We start from the raw sequence: 18,752 nt of genomic DNA on the forward strand, positions 1-18,752 counted from the left end.
GGCGGGGCGGGACGGCGGTCGGCCGTCCCGCCCCAGGGGGAGAAGGATCAGACGGTCGCGGAGTACTGGCTGTCCTTCATGAGGAAGGTCGCCAGCGGCTTGCCGTCGCCCTTCGACATGGCGGAGAAGGTGATGCCCAGCTGCGAGGCCGCCTTGCGGGCCAGCTTGATGTCGTCGGACGCGGTGACCTGGCCGCGCGGGATGATGAAGCGGTACGTGACCGCGGTCGAGCCGCCGGCCTTGACGTCGGTGAACTCCAGGCCGAGAGCGCGCACGTCCGCGAACGGACGCTCGGCGACCTCGTACTTGTAGGTGTCGGTCGCCGGGGCGCCCACGGCCTCGACCTTGCCGCCGCCCATGAAGAACGGGAGCGTGTTCTCGTTGAACTGGAGCATGGAGAACTTCAGCGAGAGGTCACGGGCCGAGTAGATGTAGTGCACCGGGGAGACCGACTGCCACGAGTCGATGGCCTCCAGCTTGTCCTTCTTCGAGAAGGTGACGCCGTCACCGGTGGTGAAGCCGAGGTCCGTCCAGGACGCCCAGTCGGTGGCGGAGTCGGCGCCGAAGGCCGGGATGTCGGTACCGGCGTTGGCGACGTAGAGCTTGCCGATGCCTGCGACGCGGATCTCGGCGGAGTTGTTTCCTGCCATGGTGGATTTCTCCTTGGGTTGAGGAAGGGGTGGCGGCGCCGCCCCGGGCGTAGGACCCGGGTACGGCAAAGGCCCCGCCGGACGGCGAGGCCTGGTCTGTGGGGTGAGCGTCGGTCGGGGAGGGCCTTAGAAGACGCTCACGGAGAGCTCGATCACGCAGAGGTAGCGGTTGGCGCCGCGGTAGACGTAGTCGGGCAGCCAGCGCGGCCCGTCCTGCTCCTCGACGTCGCTGACGAAGTTGACGCCGATCTTCTTGCCGATGGTGGCGAGCAGCGCGCGCCGGGCGCCGTTGGCGAGCACGTGGGCCGCGTTCTTGGTCGGCCCGTACACCTCGAACTCGATCAGCGGCTTGTCGACGTGCAGATCGCCGATCCAGGCGCCGCCGCGGCGGTTGACCAGGACGGCGCTCTGCGTGCCGTCGAATCCGGCCGGCGCCTGTACGGCGATCACGGCGCCGGCCAGGGCGGGGTCGGCCTTGAGGACGTCGACGACCAGCTTCTCGACGTCCGGGAACGCACTCGGGGGAGTGGTCATGACGGTTCTCCTCGGTGGAAGGGGAGGCGGGGGTGCGGGGCGATGCGGGTGGTACGGGGGCCGTCCGGGGCGCTCGACGCGGGCGAGGGGGAGGGGGCGCGGAGCGCTCCCGGACGGCGAACGGCGGAGCCGCCGCCCGTTGCTCGGGCACAGCTCCGCCGCTGCACCAACTGTGACAGAGAGCGTGCGCGCACGCAACTAATTCGTCGACGGGCTGGGATTCTCCTGGCCGGGAGGGCCCGATCGGGCCGCGGTACGGGGGACGCCGACACCGCCTCCGGGGCGGGCGAGCCGTCGAGCCCCCGCCTTCGACGGGGATCTTCGCCGGCAGTTCCGGACCGTTGGCCCGCGAACGACGAAGCGCCCCGTGTCTCTCCAGGAGACACGGGGCGCTTCGTCGTGCGGTGGTCGCGGGGGCTACGCGGTACGAGGACGGCGGCGGGCGGTTCGTTCCGCGGCGAACACGTCCTCCAGGCGGAACAGTTGGGCCCGGCCCGCCTTGCCGGCCGCTCGCAGGTGGCCGAGCTGGACCCACTTGCGGATCGTCGCCGGGGCGACACCGGCCTCCTCGGCGGCCAGGGGGCCGGGGATCAGGGCCGGCAGGGACAGCGGCATCGAGGTCGAGCTCAGCAAGGGGTCTCCTTCGTCGTGTCCATCGCCGTCTCGATCTCCTCCGTACGGGCGCCCGCCGCGTCCGCCAGCTCGGCCCACTCCGCCTCCGGCCACAGGTGCCGGTACGCCGGGTCGTCCTGGCAGCCGCAGTCGTCCACCGTGCACGTACACGCCGGGTTGACGCACAGCACCGCCCGCCGGTCCGGGAACGCCCGCAGCGACACCGAGTCGCACCACGGGCAGCGGCCCGAGACCCGGACGACGGTCTCCGTGTCGCCGAGCGTCCGCGCGCACCGCCGTGCCATCCGGCGCAGCTCGTCGCGCACGTGCCGGGCCAGGTCGGGGTGGACCGCGATCTCGTCGAGCAGCGCCATGGTCCGCCGCAGCCGCTCCACGACCGGGGCGCGGCCGGGGCGGGGGAGGCCGAGCCGGGCGCGTACCGCCTCCTCCAGCTCCACCACGCCGTCCGTGATGTCCCGGATCGCGTCGCTGACGTGCAGCCGGATCGGCGCGGCGCCGTGGCCCGGGACCACGAGCCCGTGCCGCTGTTCGAGCAGCAGCGCCTCGCGGCGCTCCTCGCGGATCAGTTCGTCGCGGCCGGGGTGCGGCGCGGCGGGCGCCGCACCGGTGGGCGAGCGGCGGCCGGGCGCGAGCTCCTCGGAAAGCTCGGGGAACTGCCGGACGAGGGAGGCGGCCCACAGGGCGATGTCGGTGAGGATCCGCTCGACGGCGGCCTCGGCGGGGAGGCGTTCGGGGGCCGGCCCGGCGAGGGTGCGTTCGGCGGTCGGCTCGGCGGGGGTCCGCTCGGCTGTCGGCTCCGCAAGGACCCCTTCGGCAGTCCGCTCCGCGAGGCTCCGTTCGGCGGCCGGCCCGGCGAGGGCCCGTTCGGCCGTCGGCTCCGCGACCATCCGCTCCCCAGTCGGCTCAGCCACGGACGCCCCCGGCAATCGCCGCGCCCAGGACCTTCGCCGTACGTGCCTCCGGCACCGCGTGGCCGTTGCGCCACAGGCGGCCCGCGCAGACGCCGTCGAAGTAGCTCTCCGCGGGGGCCACGGCGGCCTCGCACTCGCGGCGGACCAGGCAGGCGGCGCAGGCGCGCAGGGCGGGGGCGGCCTGTTGGGGGCGGCGGGCGAAGACGACGGCCGGGGAGAGGCCGACGCACGCGGCGGCGGCCTGCCATGAGGACGAGTCGGGCACGAGCATGGTTCTTCTCTCCACGGTCCGGGGCCACCGAGCCCTGGGGCCGGTGCGACTCCTGGGACTCATGAGGCCGACGAGTGCGACGGCGAGTCAGAGAGTGACATGTTGCGTGCGGGCGCGCAACAAGTTTGGGGAGCGGCGTGAAGCACCCTTCACCGATTCGACACGATTGCGTGCTCAAAAGCACGTAATTCTTTGCGCGCAAGCACGCTAGAGTGTGGTCCCCGGAGGGTGGGGGAGTTAGGGAGCGGTACATGAGCACTCAAGGGCTCGACGAGTTCGCAGGCTGGGTGGAAGGCCTGATGAGAGCGCGCGGCTACGACATCGACAGTCCGCGCGGTGGAGGAAAGTCCCGGATCGCCGACGAGGCCGGCGTCCACCGGGCCGCCGTGACCCGGTTGCTCCAGCGGCAGAGCATGCCCGACCTGGAGACCATGCGCAGGATCGCCCCCCTCCTCGGGGTCTCCGTACGCGACATGCTGATCCGGTCCGGCCGGGTCACGCCCGACGAGCTGCCGCTCGCGGCGGACCTGCTGCCGCCGGGCGACTGGCAGCCCACCATGGAGGACTTCGCCCGCTGGCTCGGCGTACCCGACGAGCGGATGGGCGTGTTCGTCAAGGTCGTCAACCAGTTCCTGGAACCCGGCGATGAGGAGGGCGAGCCACGCGCCCCCGGCGAGCCCCGCCGGGTCGGCCGGGACTGACCCCCACCCCCGCCCGGGCGTGCGACCGGAGCCCGTACCCGCGACGCGGGTACGGGCTCTCCGTCACCGCCGGTTCACCGGCCGTCCCGGGATTCGTTCTCCCACGTCGGCCGGGCCCCGTGCGCGTGGGCATTTGTTTTGACCGGAGTCCATGCGATAGGTACGCTCAGACCTTGTGCCTGGGGTGTGCCTGGGCTCGTGTGCGTGTCCTCAACCGCATGGCGAGTTCGACAACGGCCACCGCAATCTGCGCCTTTTCCGCTTCCGGCGGAGGTCCGCAGTATTCGACACACCCGACCGCGTGGGTCGGTGGCGTGTTTCAGGTTAGTTTTACGACGGCACACAGAAACCGGAGAAGTAGTGCCTACGATCCAGCAGCTGGTCCGGAAGGGCCGGCAGGACAAGGTCGAGAAGAACAAGACGCCCGCACTCGAGGGTTCCCCTCAGCGTCGCGGCGTCTGCACGCGTGTCTTCACCACCACCCCGAAGAAGCCGAACTCGGCCCTCCGTAAGGTCGCGCGTGTGCGTCTGACCTCGGGCATCGAGGTCACGGCCTACATCCCGGGTGAGGGCCACAACCTGCAGGAGCACTCCATCGTGCTCGTGCGTGGTGGCCGTGTGAAGGACCTGCCGGGTGTTCGTTACAAGATCATCCGCGGTTCCCTCGACACGCAGGGCGTCAAGAACCGTAAGCAGGCTCGCAGCCGCTACGGCGCCAAGAAGGAGAAGTAAGAATGCCTCGTAAGGGCCCCGCCCCGAAGCGCCCGGTCATCATCGACCCGGTCTACAGCTCTCCTCTTGTCACCTCGCTGATCAACAAGATCCTGCTGGACGGCAAGCGTTCCACCGCCGAGCGCATCGTCTACGGTGCCATGGAAGGCCTCCGCGAGAAGACCGGCAACGACCCGGTCATCACGCTGAAGCGCGCCCTCGAGAACGTCAAGCCGTCCCTCGAGGTCAAGTCCCGCCGTGTCGGTGGCGCCACCTACCAGGTGCCGATCGAGGTCAAGCCCGGTCGCGCCTCCACCCTCGCTCTGCGCTGGCTCGTGGGTTACTCCCGCGCCCGCCGCGAGAAGACCATGACCGAGCGCCTCATGAACGAGCTCCTCGACGCCTCCAACGGCCTCGGTGCTTCGGTCAAGAAGCGCGAGGACACGCACAAGATGGCCGAGTCCAACAAGGCCTTCGCGCACTACCGCTGGTAGTCGCAACCCACATCGAGACCGAGAGAAGACTGAGCCGATATGGCTACCACTTCGCTTGACCTTGCCAAGGTGCGCAACATCGGCATCATGGCTCACATCGACGCGGGCAAGACGACCACCACCGAGCGGATCCTGTTCTACACCGGTGTTTCTTACAAGATCGGTGAAGTCCACGACGGCGCTGCCACGATGGACTGGATGGAGCAGGAGCAGGAGCGCGGCATCACGATCACGTCCGCCGCGACGACCTGCCACTGGCCGCTCGAGGACGTCGACCACACCATCAACATCATCGACACCCCGGGCCACGTCGACTTCACCGTCGAGGTGGAGCGTTCGCTCCGCGTGCTCGACGGTGCCGTGACGGTGTTCGACGGCGTCGCCGGTGTCGAGCCCCAGTCCGAGACTGTCTGGCGTCAGGCGGACCGCTACGGCGTTCCGCGTATCTGCTTCGTCAACAAGCTCGACCGTACGGGTGCCGAGTTCCACCGCTGCGTCGACATGATCGTGGACCGCCTCGGCGCCGTCCCGATCGTCATGCAGCTCCCCATCGGTTCCGAGATGGACTTCCAGGGTGTTGTGGACCTCGTCCGCATGAAGGCTCTGGTCTGGTCCGCCGAGGCGACCAAGGGCGAGATGTACGACATCGTCGACATCCCGGCCACGCACACCGAGGCCGCTGAAGAGTGGCGCGGCAAGCTGGTCGAGACCGTCGCCGAGAACGACGAAGAGATCATGGAGCTCTTCCTCGAGGGCCAGGAGCCCACCGAGGAGCAGCTGTACGCCGCGATCCGTCGTATCACCATTGCCTCCGGCAAGGGTGGCGGCGAGAAGACGATCACCCCCGTCTTCTGTGGCACCGCGTTCAAGAACAAGGGCGTTCAGCCCCTGCTCGACGCGGTCGTGCGCTACCTCCCCTCCCCCCTGGACGTCGAGGCCATCGAGGGCCACGACGTCAAGGACGCGGAGCTGGTCGTCAAGCGCAAGCCGTCCGACGACGAGCCGCTGTCGGCCCTCGCGTTCAAGATCGCGAGCGACCCGCACCTCGGCAAGCTCACCTTCGTCCGGATCTACTCCGGTCGCCTGGAGGCCGGCACCGCGGTGCTGAACTCCGTCAAGGGCAAGAAGGAGCGCATCGGCAAGATCTACCGCATGCACGCGAACAAGCGTGAGGAGATCGACTCGGTGGGCGCCGGCGACATCGTCGCCGTCATGGGCCTGAAGCAGACCACCACCGGTGAGACGCTGTGCGACGACAAGAACCCGGTCATCCTGGAGTCCATGGACTTCCCGGCGCCGGTCATTCAGGTCGCGATCGAGCCCAAGTCCAAGGGTGACCAGGAGAAGCTGGGTGTCGCCATCCAGCGTCTCGCGGAGGAGGACCCCTCCTTCCAGGTCCACTCGGACGAGGAGACCGGCCAGACCATCATCGGTGGTATGGGCGAGCTTCACCTCGACATCCTCGTCGACCGTATGCGTCGCGAGTTCAAGGTCGAGGCGAACGTCGGCAAGCCGCAGGTCGCGTACCGCGAGACGATCCGCAAGGCCGTCGAGCGCGTGGACTTCACCCACAAGAAGCAGACCGGTGGTACCGGTCAGTTCGCCAAGGTGCAGATCGCGATCGAGCCCATCGAGGGCGGCGACGCCTCGTACGAGTTCGTGAACAAGGTCACCGGTGGCCGCATCCCGAAGGAGTACATCCCTTCGGTCGACGCCGGTGCGCAGGAGGCCATGCAGTTCGGCATCCTGGCCGGCTACGAGATGACTGGCGTCCGCGTCATCCTTCTCGACGGTGCCTACCACGAGGTCGACTCCTCCGAGCTCGCGTTCAAGATCGCCGGTTCGCAGGCCTTCAAGGAGGCCGCGCGCAAGGCTTCCCCCGTCATCCTTGAGCCGATGATGGCCGTTGAGGTCGTCACGCCCGAGGACTACATGGGTGAGGTCATCGGCGACATCAACTCCCGCCGTGGCCAGATCCAGGCCATGGAGGAGCGCAGCGGCGCTCGCGTCGTGAAGGGCCTCGTGCCCCTTTCGGAGATGTTCGGCTACGTCGGAGACCTCCGCAGCAAGACCTCGGGTCGCGCAAGCTACTCGATGCAGTTCGACTCCTACGCCGAGGTTCCGCGGAACGTCGCCGAGGAGATCATCGCGAAGGCCAAGGGCGAGTAACTCACCCGAGTGCACGCTTTAGGCTTGACACCACTCACCGGGGTTCCGACCCCGAAACCCGAGGAATCGGGCCCCGGTGCGTGGCATCCCAGCAAAGATCACCTGGCGCCGATGAAGCAAGGCGTACAGAACCACTCCACAGGAGGACCCAGTGGCGAAGGCGAAGTTCGAGCGGACTAAGCCGCACGTCAACATCGGCACCATCGGTCACATCGACCACGGTAAGACGACCCTCACGGCCGCCATTACCAAGGTGCTGCACGACGCGTTTCCGGACCTGAACGAGGCCTCGGCCTTCGACCAGATCGACAAGGCTCCCGAGGAGCGCCAGCGCGGTATCACGATCTCGATCGCGCACGTCGAGTACCAGACCGAGTCGCGTCACTACGCGCACGTCGACTGCCCCGGTCACGCGGACTACATCAAGAACATGATCACGGGTGCCGCGCAGATGGACGGCGCCATCCTCGTGGTCGCCGCCACCGACGGCCCGATGCCGCAGACCAAGGAGCACGTGCTCCTGGCCCGCCAGGTCGGCGTTCCGTACATCGTCGTCGCCCTGAACAAGGCCGACATGGTGGACGACGAGGAGATCCTGGAGCTCGTCGAGCTCGAGGTCCGTGAGCTCCTCTCCGAGTACGACTTCCCGGGCGACGACCTGCCGGTCGTCAAGGTCTCGGCGCTCAAGGCGCTCGAGGGCGACGCGGAGTGGGGCCAGTCGGTCCTCAACCTGATGGCCGCCGTCGACGAGGCGATCCCGCAGCCCGAGCGTGACGTCGACAAGCCGTTCCTGATGCCGATCGAGGACGTCTTCACGATCACCGGTCGTGGCACCGTCGTCACCGGTCGTATCGAGCGTGGTGTCCTCAAGGTCAACGAGACCGTCGACATCGTCGGTATCAAGACCGAGAAGACCACCACCACGGTCACCGGCATCGAGATGTTCCGCAAGCTGCTCGACGAGGGCCAGGCCGGTGAGAACGTCGGTCTGCTCCTCCGTGGCATCAAGCGCGAGGACGTCGAGCGCGGCCAGGTCATCATCAAGCCGGGTTCGGTCACGCCGCACACCCAGTTCGAGGCCCAGGCCTACATCCTGTCGAAGGACGAGGGTGGCCGTCACACCCCGTTCTTCAACAACTACCGCCCGCAGTTCTACTTCCGTACCACGGACGTGACCGGCGTCGTGACCCTCCCCGAGGGCACCGAGATGGTCATGCCGGGCGACAACACCGCCATGTCGGTCGAGCTGATCCAGCCCGTCGCCATGGAGGAGGGCCTGAAGTTCGCCATCCGTGAGGGTGGCCGGACCGTGGGCGCCGGCCAGGTCACCTCGATCACCAAGTAATTGCTGATCGCTTGACCTGTGCCGCTCCTGACGGAGCGTCATGAGAGGGCCCCCGGCCCGCCGTTCGCGGCGGGACCGGGGGCCCTCTTCTTTGTTCTGCGCGGTTTTCGTTCTGTAGGGGCTGTGCTCCGTACGGGCTGTGCTCCGTCCGGGCTGTGCTCCGTACGGGGTTTGTTCCGTACGGAGCACAGCCCGTACCGGTCTACGAGTGCGAGGTCGCCCCCGAGCGCTGCGCCGGGCGCCACACCCACGGGTGGGCGTCCGCGCCCAGGCCGACCGCGACCGGGCCCTCCGGCAGCAGCCGCAGGACCGAGCTCTGCACGGCCGCCGCTCCCTGCGTACGGGTCCAGAGCCGGCCGCCCCGCCGCAGCTGGACGCGGCCGCGCAGGTCCCGGCCGAGCAGGACCGGGCCGGAGGCGTCGGTCGCGACGGCCACGGGACCGTACCCGTCGAAGGACACGTTCCCGCGACGCTGCGACAGCAGCTCCTTGGCGGCGGGCTTGCGGTAGTACACGTCGAGCCCGGTACGGCCCCGGCCCGGTACGGCGGCGACCGGATCGCCCGAGAGGGGCAGCGGAGCGGACGGCACGGAGTCGATCCAGTGCTGGACGGTCTTGCTGCCCGCGGCCAGGACGTGGACGCGTCCGTCGGTGTCGACCACGACGTCCAGACCGTCCTGGATCTCCTCGGTGACGGGCAGCGCGCGCCACGGGGACCAGTCGCCGTCGGTGGACCGGACGCGCGTCGACACGCCCTTGTCCGCGTTGCGCAGGAAGAGGTGGACCCGGCCGTCGGGGGTGGTCACCGCGACCGGCACGCCCACGCGGCGGCCCCGGTCGTCCTTGCGCTCCGGGTTGCCCAGGCCGCGCCACGCGAGGAAGGGGCCGTCGGGGGAGCGCTGCTCAAGCAGGACGACCTCCCGCTTGTTGGGCCCGCCGCGCCCGGTGAGCGAGGCGATCCGTACGCCGAAGAGCAGGACCCGGCCGTCGGGCAGGGTCGCCGAGCCGAGCGCGGGCACGAGCGGACCGCCGCCCAGGTCCGTCGGCTCGCCCCACACCCCGGTGCCGCGCTCCGTCTCCCGCCAGCGGACCGCGCGAAGGCCGAGCACCCCGTAGGCGTCGAGCCGCCCGTCGGGCCGGGTGACGACGGCCGGGCCCGCGCCGGGCCAGCGGTAGTGGGTGGCCCGTACCCAGCCCTTGGTGTTCTTCAGGGGACGGCCGCCGCCGACGCCGTAGTCGCCGCAGCCCGAGGCGTTGCCGCACTCCCAGTCGGGATTGCCGCCGTACGCGAAGAGGTGGCCGGCCTTCTCCTTGAGGACCTGAGGGGGGAGGTTCTTGGGCCAGTGCCGGTTGTAGTAGCCACGGAAGGCGGTCGCCACGAACGCGGGTATCTGTCCGGGGCCCTTCTGGCCCTCGGCGACCCAGCGTATGAGCGCGGCCCAGGTGAAACAGGCGACCGCGGTGTGGTCGCTGTGGTCGGAGTAGCCGGGCTGCTCGGCGTCGCGCTTGCGGACCGCCTCGGGGCTGACCTGGACGTCCGGGTCGGGGTCGAGGGTCTGGACGACGGTCGGGCGGTAGCGGTCGAGGAGGCCGACGAGGACGTCGATCAGCTGGTCGTGGTCGTAGCTGTCGGAGCGGTCGACGGGGGAGTCCGCGGAGAGGTGCGTACGCAGTTCGAGCGCGCGGTCGCGCCAGAGGGAGGTGAGCGCCAGGTAGCGCCGGGGCGCGTGCTCGGGCAGGTTGAGGAAGATCAGTTCGACCCGTCGGCCGCCGTGGACCAGCGTGTTGATCTCGGCCCGCCGCCCGCCCTGAAGGGTGGTGACGCCCTTCTGCCAGGGCGTGAACATGTCGAGCCCCAAAGCCTTCGCGTACGCCTGGCGCAGGCCCTGGTGGCGCGAGGACGAGTAGGCGGCCCGGTTGGGCGGGGCGGGCGGCATGCCCTTGATCCGGTTCTCACCGAGGTGCTCGCCGGCGGTGACGTAGACGGAGACCAGCGGGACACCGGCGTCGACCATGCGCTGGGTGTCCGGGTTCATGAAGTACAGGTCGTCGTCCGGGTGCGCGGCGAACTGCATGAGCTGCTCGCGCCGGGTGCTGGCGATCGGCACCCCGGGCGCCGGATCGGCGACGGGCTGGGCCCGCCGGGGCGGCTCGGGCACGGAACACCCGGAGAGAACCGTCGAACCGAAGGCGGTGGCACCGAGGGCGGCACCTGCCGCGAGAATCCCGCGCCGACGGAGGAGACCCTTCTTGAGCAGCCCGAAACCGTCCACTGTTGCTTTCCCCCCGTACCACGCGCACGTGCCCTGGAATCCGCGGGAGGCCTGCTCCAGGCCCGCTGCCGCGACTGGCTAGACGGGAATTCGAACGGGGAGGTTGCCCGGGAATTCGCTCATGTGCCCGGAGGGTGAAGAAGGTTGGGGGTGGGGTGAACGGCCAGGTCACAGGAAGATCAACAGTTCTGCCCCGCGCGCGTCGGGCGACGGGTGCCGTGAAACTCTCCGGTCCGTAGGTGTGTTGAGGGGTGGGGGAGCAGCATGAGCGAGAAGGATCCGTCGGTCTCGGACGAGGAGTGGGCGGCGTTTGTCGAGGCGGCGAAGAAGGACGGGGTGGGGGGAGGGGGCGGGGGCGGTACGGGTTCGGGGAGGCGCGCTTCTCCGGCTCAGGAGCCCGAGGGCTGGCGCACCGGCCCGGCCTGGCAGGAGCGGAACGGACGTGCCCGGCGGAAGCGCCAGGTGAAGGGGGTCCTGGGCTTCGCCGCGGCCGCCGCCGTGCTGCTCGTGGCCTTCCGCCCGCAGCTCGTCACCGACCATCTGCCCGAGGCGCTCGGGGGCCCGGGGGAGACCACGCCGCTCGCGGCCGAGAGCGCCCGCCCCACGGCGGCGCCGTCCGAGGAGGCGTTCGCGGAAGAACCCACGCTGCGCGAGCCGTTCCGCGGCTCCCCGGCGCTGCGGTGGACCGACGGGGCCGCCGGGATCGAGACGCCCCAGGCCACGGCTGTCGGCTGGATGTCGAAGAACCAGGTCGGGGCCGCGCTGAAGTCGGCGAAGGACTTCCTCGTCGCCGCCAACCTCGACCCCGCCGTGGTCAACGGAGGCAGGCCGAAGGCCGCGCTGGCGCTGCTCGACCCGCACCAGCCCGATGTCCTCCCCGCCATGGAGAAGGGCCTGACCAAAGCCACCGAGAAGAACGACCCCACACTTCTCTTCAGCCGGTTCAGCCCGGCCGAGGCGAAGCTCGTCGGGTCCGTGGTGAAGGTCAGGGGGCGGATGACCCTGGAGAACGGCAAGGGCGCGTACGCCAACTACGTCCTGATCCACACGGACTACACCTTCGTCTACCCGGTGGTGAAGGTGCGCCCGGGCGCCGACGAGGTCGCGCGGACGGTCGCGCGCCGCCAGATCACCTTCGCGCTGCCCGACCCGGACGTGTACCGGGCGACCAAGGGCAAGCTGTCGGTGAGCCGGATGAACTCGAGCGTCGGCAACGACGCGTGCGACGGGCCGAAGGACGGGTTCTTCCACCCGATCTTCGCCGAGGACCGCACGGCGTCACCGGGCACGGACCCCTCGGGCCCGGCCACGGACCCGTACGACCGCAGCAAGGACCTCGCGGACCTCCCGCAGGAGTGCGGACGGCTCACGCGGAGCTGAGCTGGGGGGCTTCGGTGGCCGAGGTCACCTCTCCACTCCCGAGCGCGACGGTCGCCCGGACCAGCATCGGACCGTCCTCGCGGCGGGACAGCAGTACGACGTCCCTGACCCGGGCGGTCGCGCTGCCGAGGAGGGCCTCGGCGGTGGTGGCGAGGGTGTGCGGGTCGCGGCTGCGGCCGAGGGAGAGGTGCGGGGTGAAGCCCCTGCCCCGGTCCCCGCACAGCGGGAACCGGGCCTCCAGGCCCTCCCGCAGCCGGGCCCACGGCTCCTCGCCGTCCGCGCAGGGATCGAGCCATACGGTGGCGTCCTCACGGTGCCCGAACCAGTGCACGCCCTCCAGCCGGGCCCGGAACGGCGGCACCTGCCGCGCCGCCGCCGCGACGAGCGGGACCGCCCGCGCGAAGTCGGCCTCCGGTACGAAGCCGAAGAGGACGTTCACGTGCGGCGGCCAGCGGTGGACCTGGCGGTCGTGGGCGCGGCGGACATGCTGGATGGCGGGCCACAGCCGGCGGGGCGGGATCCACGCGACGGCGGTCCTGGCGGTCGGCGGCACGGCGAGCACCTCCCCGGGCGGCACGGGCCCCTCGACCCGGGCCGGCAACACGGCATCGAGCCGGTCGACCCCGGTGCCCCGGTCCCAGACGACGCGCCCGTCGACCTCGAAGAACACCACCCGATGCCAGGGCACGTCCCCACCGGGCACGAAGTCGGGAAGCGCGACGCGCGCCGGCTCGTCGGTCCCACGCTCGTGGATCCCCATGACGAACCGCTCGGGATCGAACCGGTCGTCCCACAGGACCCGGTGGTAGATCTCGTCACTCGTATGCACGCTGGGCGACTGCCCGGGAGGGGTGGGGGCTACTCGGGTGGGGGCTTGGGGTGGGGCGGGGCTTGGGGTGGACGCACACGCGGGCTTCTGGTTCGGCCGCCCTCGTTCTGAGTGTGGCGGCCGGAGGGGGTGCGTCAAGGGCGCTCCCTGCGGTCGCGTCGGCTCCGCCGATTCCACCCTTGACCCACCACCTCCGGCCGCCTGCTTTTACTCGGGGGGCGGCCGGGGGCGTGGCCACGGGGGAGGCCGGGGATCGCTGCGGTCGCGGGTCCGCCTGCGGCCCGGTGGGTGGGGGGGCCGGGTATCGCTCCGGTCGGGAGCTTGGATTCCGGCTGGTGGGTGGGGGCTCGGTTTGTGGCGGGGGTGGGGAGTTGGTGCGGGTTGGCTCTGGGTGCGCGGCAGTGGGATGGGGCGGTGACGGCACCGGCTCAGCGACTGACGGCAGGTGTCCGGCTGGGCTTCACGCCCGGCTGATTGCTCCCGGTGGGTCCCAAATCCCCTGCGGGAGCCACTGTTGAGCCCTAAGTGCAGCGAACTTCGAGTATCCGCACGCAAGCAGTGAACGAAGTGGGGTATATCGGGCGCTGGCTTCGACTTCGGGGGCAAACGTGCAGTTGGTTGGGGGTGGTGTTGGTCCGTGGGTCGTAGTCGGCAGGATTCCGGCCGTTCGGGCGGGGGAGTGCGAGTCGGGCTCTGGACTCGCATCCGGGAGTCGCTTTTCTGTGCGGCGCGACGGCCTAGAGGTGGCACCCTTCGCCCTGCGCCGGGGCGGTGGGCTCCTCCTCTTTCGGGTCGTGATCACTTCCGAGCCGGCCAGCGTCGACACGTCGGTGCATAGCGCTGACCAGGGGAGATGGGCACGCGCTTGAGGCTTGACTGAAAGCGCCCAGGTGTAGCGGGCCCACCCTGGTCGATCACACTCCGTGTCTGGCTGAATACCGAGCGTTCTCAACTCCGTTCGCTCGAAAGGGCACAGCCATGACGACGAAGACCTCAGTGGTACGGCGGCTGGTCGCTGCGGCCGCCGTGCTGGGCAGCTGCCTGGCGCTCGCCGGTCCGGCAGGCAATGCCGGCGCGGCACCGACCGATCCCGTACCGACCGTCTTCTTCGGCGACTCCTACACCTCCAACTTCGGCATCGCTCCCTTCCATCAGGAGGGCGAAAGGGCCTTCTGCTTCCAGGCGGAACAGAACTACCCCGCCGTGGCTACCCGGCGCCTCGCGGACAAGGGCATCACCCTCGATGTCCAGTCGGACGTCTCCTGCGGAGGCGCACTCATCCGGCACTTCTGGGAAGAGCAGGAGACGCTGCCCGGCACCGGCCTGAAGGTCCCGCCGCAGCAGGACGCGCTCAAGCAGGACACCCAGCTGGCCGTGGGCAGTATGGGAGGCAACACGTTGGGCTTCACTCGCATCCTGAAGCAGTGTTCCGACAAGCTCCGGGGCCAGGAGCACGCCCTGCTGCCCGGGGAACCGGTGGACGCGGACCAACCGGCCGCCACGTGCGGTGAGTTCTTCGCGTCCGGCGACGGAAAGGCATGGCTGGACGCTCAGTTCGAGCAGGTCGGATGGGAGCTTGAGGAGCTGCTCGACCGCACCGCCTACTTCGCCCCCGACGCGAAGCGCGTTCTGGTCGGCTACCCCAGGCTCGTACCCGCAGACACGAACAAGTGCCTGGCCCCGGCACCCGGCCAGACCGAGCTGCCGCTCGCCGACATCCCACAGGACGCCCTGCCGGTTCTGGACCAGATCCAGAAGCGGCTGAACGACGTCACCAAGAAGGCCGCCACTGACGCCGAAGGTGGCGCCGACTTCGTCGACCTCTACGCCCACACGGGCAGCAACACGGCCTGCGACCGAGCCGACCGGGGTATCGGCGGCCTTCTGGAGAACTCCCAGGTCAAGCTCGGCGACTACACGCTCCCCTGGTACGCACACCCCAACGAGAAGGGCCGCGACATCCAGGCCCAGCACGTGGCCGACAAGACCGAGGAGATCCTCAACCGGTAGCAGGCACAGCCCACGGACACGTAGCCCCAGGTCACCGGCCTGGGGCTACGCCATGCGGCCCCACACCCACCCGGAATGACCAGCCGGGCACGAAGCCCAGCTGCCCGCCCGACGTCAGCCGCTGAGCCGGGGCCGTCACCGCCCCATCCCACTGCCGCGCACCCCGAGTCGACCGGCACCGACGCCCTCACCCCCGCCGCAAACCAAGCCCCCACCCACCTGGGGGAAGGGACCCGTCCGACCGGAGCGATACCCGGCCCCCCACCCACCGGGCGCAAGCCGGACTCGCCGCCGGAGCGATTCCCGCCGTTCCCCGTGGCCACGCCCCCGGGGCGCCCTCCGAGAGTGTTTTCGCGCCTGGAGGCGTCGGGTCAAGGGTGGCCGTAGGCCATCGCGGAGCGACGCGACCGTAGGGAGCGCCCTTGATGCGGCGGTGGAAGGTGCGACTCTCGGAGAGAGGGCGGCCCCACCAGAGGCTCACCGGCGCCAGGGCCTCGACCGCTCAGGCAGCCCGCGCTGCGAAGGCCGGTCGGCACGCGCGGCAGTCCGGCGAAGGCGCCCGCCAGGGCTGCGATGGAGTCGGAGTCGCCGGAGGAGTGCGCGGCGCGCCGGAACGGCCCGCGAGGAGCGCGCACGCCCCTGTCGGCGGCGGGCGGGGTGATCGTTCGCGTTTTAGGGTCCGGGTATGAAGCCCAGGGCCGGGGGCGTGCTCACCTCGATCATGGTTGTGCTCACGATGACGACCGGGATGATCGAGGCCGTCAGCTTTCTCGCGCTCGGGCCGGTCTTCACCGCGATGCAGACCGGGAACCTGCTGCTGCTCGCGTTCGCGCTCACCGGGGCCGCCGGGCTCTCGCCGGCCGCTGCCGGGGTGTCCTGTGCCGGGTTCGTGGTCGGGGCGGTGCTCGGGTCGTTGCTGGAGTCGAGTGTGGACGCGCGTGAGCGGCGGTGGTTCGCTCCCGCGCTGCTCGCCGAGGGGGTGCTGTTGGGGGGCGGGGCGCTCGTCGCCTGGCACGGCGGGGTCGACGGGCCGCCGGCCGGGCCCGTGGACGGGCACCATTTCGGGGTGATCGCGCTCGTCGCCGCCGCCATGGGGGTTCGTAACATCACCACCCTGCGGGTGCGGGTCCCTGACGTGCCCACGACGTTGTCCACCCGTGCCCTGACCGCCTTCGTCGGCGGTCTGCCGCACGTCGCCGACCCGCGCATCGGAGCGGGGGCCCGGCACGAAGGGCGGCGGTTCGCCTCGATCGGCGCCATGTTCGCTGGGGGTCTGGTCGGCGGCTGGCTGCTGCACGAGGGGGTGCGCCCGGCCGTGGTGCTGGGGGTTCCGTGTGGGCTGGTGCTGCTGCTCGGTTTCGCGTCCTGGGCGGTGCCCGCGCGGCGTACGACCGAGCCCGGATGACCTCCGCGTGAGTGGGCGGCGGCGCGGCCCGACCGCACCCGAACGGCACGGCACAGACCCCTGAGCAGCATCGACCCGCCCCACTCGGAGGGTCGGCGTTTGACTTGCGTCACGTGCGGGGTATTCTCTCGGGCTCGATTGGCCAGGCCCGCATCCCGTATGGCAGACTGTCGGGGTTGCTCGGTTGAGTGCCGATGCTGCGCGCCTCCCGTCGGGAGGACCGGAAGCGAGTCCCACAGTACTCGTCGACCCCTCGGGTCGGACGTACGGGAATCTTCCGGGAAGCGTCAGCGGGGTGCCGGCCAGGCGCTCGGGTGGTGTTCTGCCCCCCGGCTTCGCGGTTCATGGGAACCGCACCCCCTTGGTTGGGAGATCCCTAGGGATTTCTGCGTAGAGGGAGTGCGACACGCCCGACCGCGTGGGTCGGAGGCGGAGTCAAGAGATCCCCCGAGTACCAGAGCGTTAACTAGACAAAGGACTACTGAGTAGCCATGGCGGGACAGAAGATCCGCATCCGGCTCAAGGCCTACGACCACGAGGTCATCGACTCCTCGGCGAAGAAGATCGTCGAGACGGTGACTCGCACTGGTGCGTCGGTCGCGGGCCCGGTGCCGCTGCCCACTGAGAAGAACGTGTACTGCGTCATCAAGTCGCCGCACAAGTACAAGGACTCGCGCGAGCACTTCGAGATGCGCACGCACAAGCGCCTCATCGACATCCTCGACCCCACGCCGAAGACGGTTGACTCGCTCATGCGCCTCGACCTGCCGGCGGGCGTCGACATCGAGATCAAGCTCTGAGGTGACGCGCGAGATGGCTAAGAACATCAAGGGCATCCTGGGCGAGAAGCTCGGCATGACGCAGGTCTGGGACGAGAACAACCGGGTCGTCCCGGTGACCGTCGTCAAGGCCGGTCCGAATGTCGTGACCCAGGTGCGTACGAACGACATCGACGGCTACGAGTCGGTCCAGATCGCCTTCGGCGAGATCGACCCGCGCAAGGTGAACAAGCCCCTCAAGGGCCACTTCGCCAAGGCCGACGTCACCCCGCGCCGCCACCTGGTGGAGCTCCGCACCGCTGACGCCTCCGAGTACACGCTCGGCCAGGAGATCACCGCCGAGGTCTTCGAGGCCGGTGTGAAGGTCGACGTCACCGGTAAGAGCAAGGGCAAGGGCTTCGCCGGTGTCATGAAGCGCCACAACTTCCGTGGTGGCAAGGCCTCGCACGGTGCCCACCGCGTGCACCGCAAGCCCGGTTCGATCGGTGGCTGCGCCACCCCGGGCCGTGTCTTCAAGGGCATGCGCATGGCCGGCCGCATGGGTAACGAGCGCGTGACCACCCAGAACCTGACCGTTCACGCCGTTGACGCGGAGAAGGGCCTGCTCCTGATCAAGGGCGCGGTTCCTGGTCCGAACGGCGGCCTCGTCCTGGTCCGCACCGCGGCCAAGGGGGCCTGAGGATATGAGCACCATTGACATTCTGTCGCCCTCCGGCGACAAGACCGGGACCGTCGAGCTCCCGGCCGAGATCTTCGAGGCCAAGATCAGCATCCCGCTGATCCACCAGGTCGTCGTCGCGCAGCTGGCCGCCGCCCGTCAGGGCACGCACAAGGTCAAGTCGCGTGGCGAGGTCCGCGGTGGTGGCAAGAAGCCGTACCGCCAGAAGGGCACCGGCCGCGCCCGTCAGGGTTCGACCCGCGCCCCGCAGTTCGCCGGTGGTGGCGTCGTGCACGGTCCCGTGCCGCGTGACTACTCGCAGCGCACCCCCAAGAAGATGAAGGCCGCCGCCCTCCGCGGTGCCCTCTCCGACCGGGCGAACCACTCCCGCATCCACGTCGTCTCCGGCGTGGTCGAGGGTGACATCTCCACCAAGGCCGCCAAGACGCTGTTCGGCAAGATCTCGGAGCGCAAGAACCTGCTCCTGGTCGTCGAGCGTTCCGACGAGGCCGCGTGGCTGTCCGCCCGCAACCTGCCCCAGGTGCACATCCTGGAGCCGGGCCAGCTGAACACGTACGACGTGATGCGATCCGACGACGTGGTCTTCACCCAGGCCGCCCTCGAGTCCTTCGTGTCTGGCCCCAAGGCCGCTGACAACGAAGGGAGCGAGGCCTGATGTCCGAGGCCACGATCACCAGCAAGACCTTCACGGACCCGCGTGACATCCTCGTCAAGCCGGTTGTTTCCGAGAAGAGCTACGCGCTGCTCGACGAGAACAAGTACACGTTCATCGTTGCGCCCGGCGCCAACAAGACCCAGATCAAGCAGGCCGTCGAGGCGGTCTTCTCGGTCAAGGTCACCGGGGTCAACACGATCAACCGTCAGGGCAAGCGCAAGCGCACCCGCACCGGTTTCGGCAAGCGCGCCAACACCAAGCGCGCCATCGTGACCCTTGCCGAGGGCAACCGTATCGACATCTTCGGCGGCCCGACCGCCTGAC

Annotated in this window: 19 protein-coding genes; 12 read left to right on the plus strand and 7 right to left on the minus strand. The window is 69.8% G+C overall.

Annotated features, from left to right (window positions below; translation table 11 throughout):
* Positions 1–47 precede the first annotated feature (47 nt).
* From ACWCO8_RS14160 to ACWCO8_RS14180, 5 genes are all read right to left on the minus strand, one after another.
* The gene (locus tag ACWCO8_RS14160) at positions 48–650 is read right to left on the minus strand and encodes a phage tail tube protein (RefSeq protein WP_362013621.1); all 603 of its coding nucleotides are present in this window, start codon (positions 648–650) and stop codon (positions 48–50) included.
* Positions 651–776: 126 nt separating this feature from the next.
* On the minus strand, positions 777–1,184 hold the full coding sequence (locus ACWCO8_RS14165) for a hypothetical protein (protein ID WP_451032461.1): 408 nt from the start codon (positions 1,182–1,184) through the stop codon (positions 777–779).
* A gap of 417 nt (positions 1,185–1,601) precedes the next feature.
* The gene (locus ACWCO8_RS14170) at positions 1,602–1,799 is read right to left on the minus strand and encodes a MerR family transcriptional regulator (RefSeq protein ID WP_362013884.1); all 198 of its coding nucleotides are present in this window, start codon (positions 1,797–1,799) and stop codon (positions 1,602–1,604) included.
* An 11-nt stretch (positions 1,800–1,810) separates the two neighbouring features.
* Positions 1,811–2,728: a hypothetical protein gene (locus ACWCO8_RS14175; RefSeq protein WP_451032462.1), complete on the minus strand. Its 918-nt coding sequence runs from the start codon at positions 2,726–2,728 to the stop codon at positions 1,811–1,813.
* Positions 2,721–2,999 (minus strand): WhiB family transcriptional regulator, encoded by a 279-nt coding sequence (locus ACWCO8_RS14180; RefSeq protein WP_451032463.1) that lies wholly within the window; start codon positions 2,997–2,999, stop codon positions 2,721–2,723. The genes ACWCO8_RS14175 and ACWCO8_RS14180 overlap by 8 nt, the downstream gene beginning before the upstream one ends.
* Positions 3,000–3,250: 251 nt before the next feature.
* On the opposite strand from ACWCO8_RS14180, the gene ACWCO8_RS14185 reads away from it, so the two are divergent.
* The 5 genes from ACWCO8_RS14185 to tuf all read left to right on the plus strand — a co-directional run bounded on the left by ACWCO8_RS14185 (position 3,251) and on the right by tuf (position 8,419).
* Positions 3,251–3,700, plus strand: a complete 450-nt coding sequence (locus ACWCO8_RS14185) for a helix-turn-helix domain-containing protein (protein WP_384518713.1) — start codon at positions 3,251–3,253, stop codon at positions 3,698–3,700.
* Between the two features lie 360 nt (positions 3,701–4,060).
* Positions 4,061–4,432: a 30S ribosomal protein S12 gene (gene rpsL / locus ACWCO8_RS14190; RefSeq protein WP_003948652.1), complete on the plus strand. Its 372-nt coding sequence runs from the start codon at positions 4,061–4,063 to the stop codon at positions 4,430–4,432.
* 2 nt (positions 4,433–4,434) lie between these two features.
* Positions 4,435–4,905 carry a 30S ribosomal protein S7 gene (rpsG, locus tag ACWCO8_RS14195; RefSeq protein WP_003966970.1) on the plus strand — a complete coding sequence of 157 codons (471 nt, stop codon included), beginning with the start codon at positions 4,435–4,437 and terminating at the stop codon, positions 4,903–4,905.
* Between the two features lie 39 nt (positions 4,906–4,944).
* Positions 4,945–7,074 carry an elongation factor G gene (fusA, locus tag ACWCO8_RS14200; protein ID WP_362013629.1) on the plus strand — a complete coding sequence of 710 codons (2,130 nt, stop codon included), beginning with the start codon at positions 4,945–4,947 and terminating at the stop codon, positions 7,072–7,074.
* A 151-nt stretch (positions 7,075–7,225) separates the two neighbouring features.
* A complete protein-coding gene (gene tuf, locus ACWCO8_RS14205; RefSeq protein WP_362013630.1) occupies positions 7,226–8,419 on the plus strand; it encodes an elongation factor Tu in 1,194 nt (397 codons plus the stop codon).
* A gap of 202 nt (positions 8,420–8,621) precedes the next feature.
* Here the strand turns inward: tuf and ACWCO8_RS14210 are convergent, their stop codons facing one another.
* Complete coding sequence (locus ACWCO8_RS14210) at positions 8,622–10,691, minus strand: PIG-L family deacetylase (protein WP_451032464.1); 2,070 nt, start codon at positions 10,689–10,691, stop codon at positions 8,622–8,624.
* Between the two features lie 264 nt (positions 10,692–10,955).
* On the opposite strand from ACWCO8_RS14210, the gene ACWCO8_RS14215 reads away from it, so the two are divergent.
* Positions 10,956–12,071, plus strand: coding sequence for a hypothetical protein (locus ACWCO8_RS14215; RefSeq protein ID WP_451032465.1), 1,116 nt, complete (start codon positions 10,956–10,958; stop codon positions 12,069–12,071).
* Here the strand turns inward: ACWCO8_RS14215 and ACWCO8_RS14220 are convergent.
* On the minus strand, positions 12,058–12,900 hold the full coding sequence (locus tag ACWCO8_RS14220) for an RNA repair domain-containing protein (protein ID WP_451032466.1): 843 nt from the start codon (positions 12,898–12,900) through the stop codon (positions 12,058–12,060). The two genes, ACWCO8_RS14215 and ACWCO8_RS14220, sit on opposite strands and share 14 nt — an antisense overlap.
* Before the next feature lie 978 nt (positions 12,901–13,878).
* On the opposite strand from ACWCO8_RS14220, the gene ACWCO8_RS14225 reads away from it, so the two are divergent.
* The 6 genes from ACWCO8_RS14225 (at position 13,879) to rplW (ending at position 18,751) form a co-directional block, all read left to right on the plus strand.
* Positions 13,879–14,910 carry an SGNH/GDSL hydrolase family protein gene (locus ACWCO8_RS14225; RefSeq protein ID WP_451032467.1) on the plus strand — a complete coding sequence of 344 codons (1,032 nt, stop codon included), beginning with the start codon at positions 13,879–13,881 and terminating at the stop codon, positions 14,908–14,910.
* A 685-nt stretch (positions 14,911–15,595) separates the two neighbouring features.
* Positions 15,596–16,315 carry a YoaK family protein gene (locus tag ACWCO8_RS14230; RefSeq protein WP_451032468.1) on the plus strand — a complete coding sequence of 240 codons (720 nt, stop codon included), beginning with the start codon at positions 15,596–15,598 and terminating at the stop codon, positions 16,313–16,315.
* 491 nt (positions 16,316–16,806) lie between these two features.
* Positions 16,807–17,115 (plus strand): 30S ribosomal protein S10, encoded by a 309-nt coding sequence (gene rpsJ, locus ACWCO8_RS14235; protein WP_003948644.1) that lies wholly within the window; start codon positions 16,807–16,809, stop codon positions 17,113–17,115.
* Between the two features lie 13 nt (positions 17,116–17,128).
* Positions 17,129–17,773 carry a 50S ribosomal protein L3 gene (rplC, locus tag ACWCO8_RS14240; protein ID WP_361965481.1) on the plus strand — a complete coding sequence of 215 codons (645 nt, stop codon included), beginning with the start codon at positions 17,129–17,131 and terminating at the stop codon, positions 17,771–17,773.
* Positions 17,774–17,777: 4 nt separating this feature from the next.
* A complete protein-coding gene (gene rplD, locus ACWCO8_RS14245) occupies positions 17,778–18,428 on the plus strand; it encodes a 50S ribosomal protein L4 (protein ID WP_362013643.1) in 651 nt (216 codons plus the stop codon).
* Positions 18,428–18,751 carry a 50S ribosomal protein L23 gene (gene rplW, locus ACWCO8_RS14250; protein ID WP_352188385.1) on the plus strand — a complete coding sequence of 108 codons (324 nt, stop codon included), beginning with the start codon at positions 18,428–18,430 and terminating at the stop codon, positions 18,749–18,751. Before rplD ends, rplW begins: the two co-directional genes overlap by 1 nt.
* Position 18,752 lies beyond the last annotated feature (1 nt).

This window comes from Streptomyces sp. NPDC001927 (assembly GCF_053594455.1).

Bases quoted from the DNA above. Each gene is read 5' to 3' on its own strand.
- ACWCO8_RS14165 (WP_451032461.1), bottom strand. From the start codon at position 1,184: ATGACCACTCCCCCGAGTGCGTTCCCGGACGTCGAGAAGCTGGTCGTC.
- ACWCO8_RS14170 (WP_362013884.1), bottom strand. From the start codon at position 1,799: ATGCCGCTGTCCCTGCCGGCCCTGATCCCCGGCCCCCTGGCCGCCGAG.
- ACWCO8_RS14225 (WP_451032467.1), top strand. From the start codon at position 13,879: ATGACGACGAAGACCTCAGTGGTACGGCGGCTGGTCGCTGCGGCCGCC.
- ACWCO8_RS14230 (WP_451032468.1), top strand. From the start codon at position 15,596: ATGAAGCCCAGGGCCGGGGGCGTGCTCACCTCGATCATGGTTGTGCTC.
- ACWCO8_RS14180 (WP_451032463.1), bottom strand. From the start codon at position 2,999: ATGCTCGTGCCCGACTCGTCCTCATGGCAGGCCGCCGCCGCGTGCGTC.
- ACWCO8_RS14160 (WP_362013621.1), bottom strand. From the start codon at position 650: ATGGCAGGAAACAACTCCGCCGAGATCCGCGTCGCAGGCATCGGCAAG.
- rpsJ (WP_003948644.1), top strand. From the start codon at position 16,807: ATGGCGGGACAGAAGATCCGCATCCGGCTCAAGGCCTACGACCACGAG.
- ACWCO8_RS14185 (WP_384518713.1), top strand. From the start codon at position 3,251: ATGAGCACTCAAGGGCTCGACGAGTTCGCAGGCTGGGTGGAAGGCCTG.
- rplC (WP_361965481.1), top strand. From the start codon at position 17,129: ATGGCTAAGAACATCAAGGGCATCCTGGGCGAGAAGCTCGGCATGACG.
- ACWCO8_RS14215 (WP_451032465.1), top strand. From the start codon at position 10,956: ATGAGCGAGAAGGATCCGTCGGTCTCGGACGAGGAGTGGGCGGCGTTT.
- rpsG (WP_003966970.1), top strand. From the start codon at position 4,435: ATGCCTCGTAAGGGCCCCGCCCCGAAGCGCCCGGTCATCATCGACCCG.
- fusA (WP_362013629.1), top strand. From the start codon at position 4,945: ATGGCTACCACTTCGCTTGACCTTGCCAAGGTGCGCAACATCGGCATC.
- rplD (WP_362013643.1), top strand. From the start codon at position 17,778: ATGAGCACCATTGACATTCTGTCGCCCTCCGGCGACAAGACCGGGACC.
- rplW (WP_352188385.1), top strand. From the start codon at position 18,428: ATGTCCGAGGCCACGATCACCAGCAAGACCTTCACGGACCCGCGTGAC.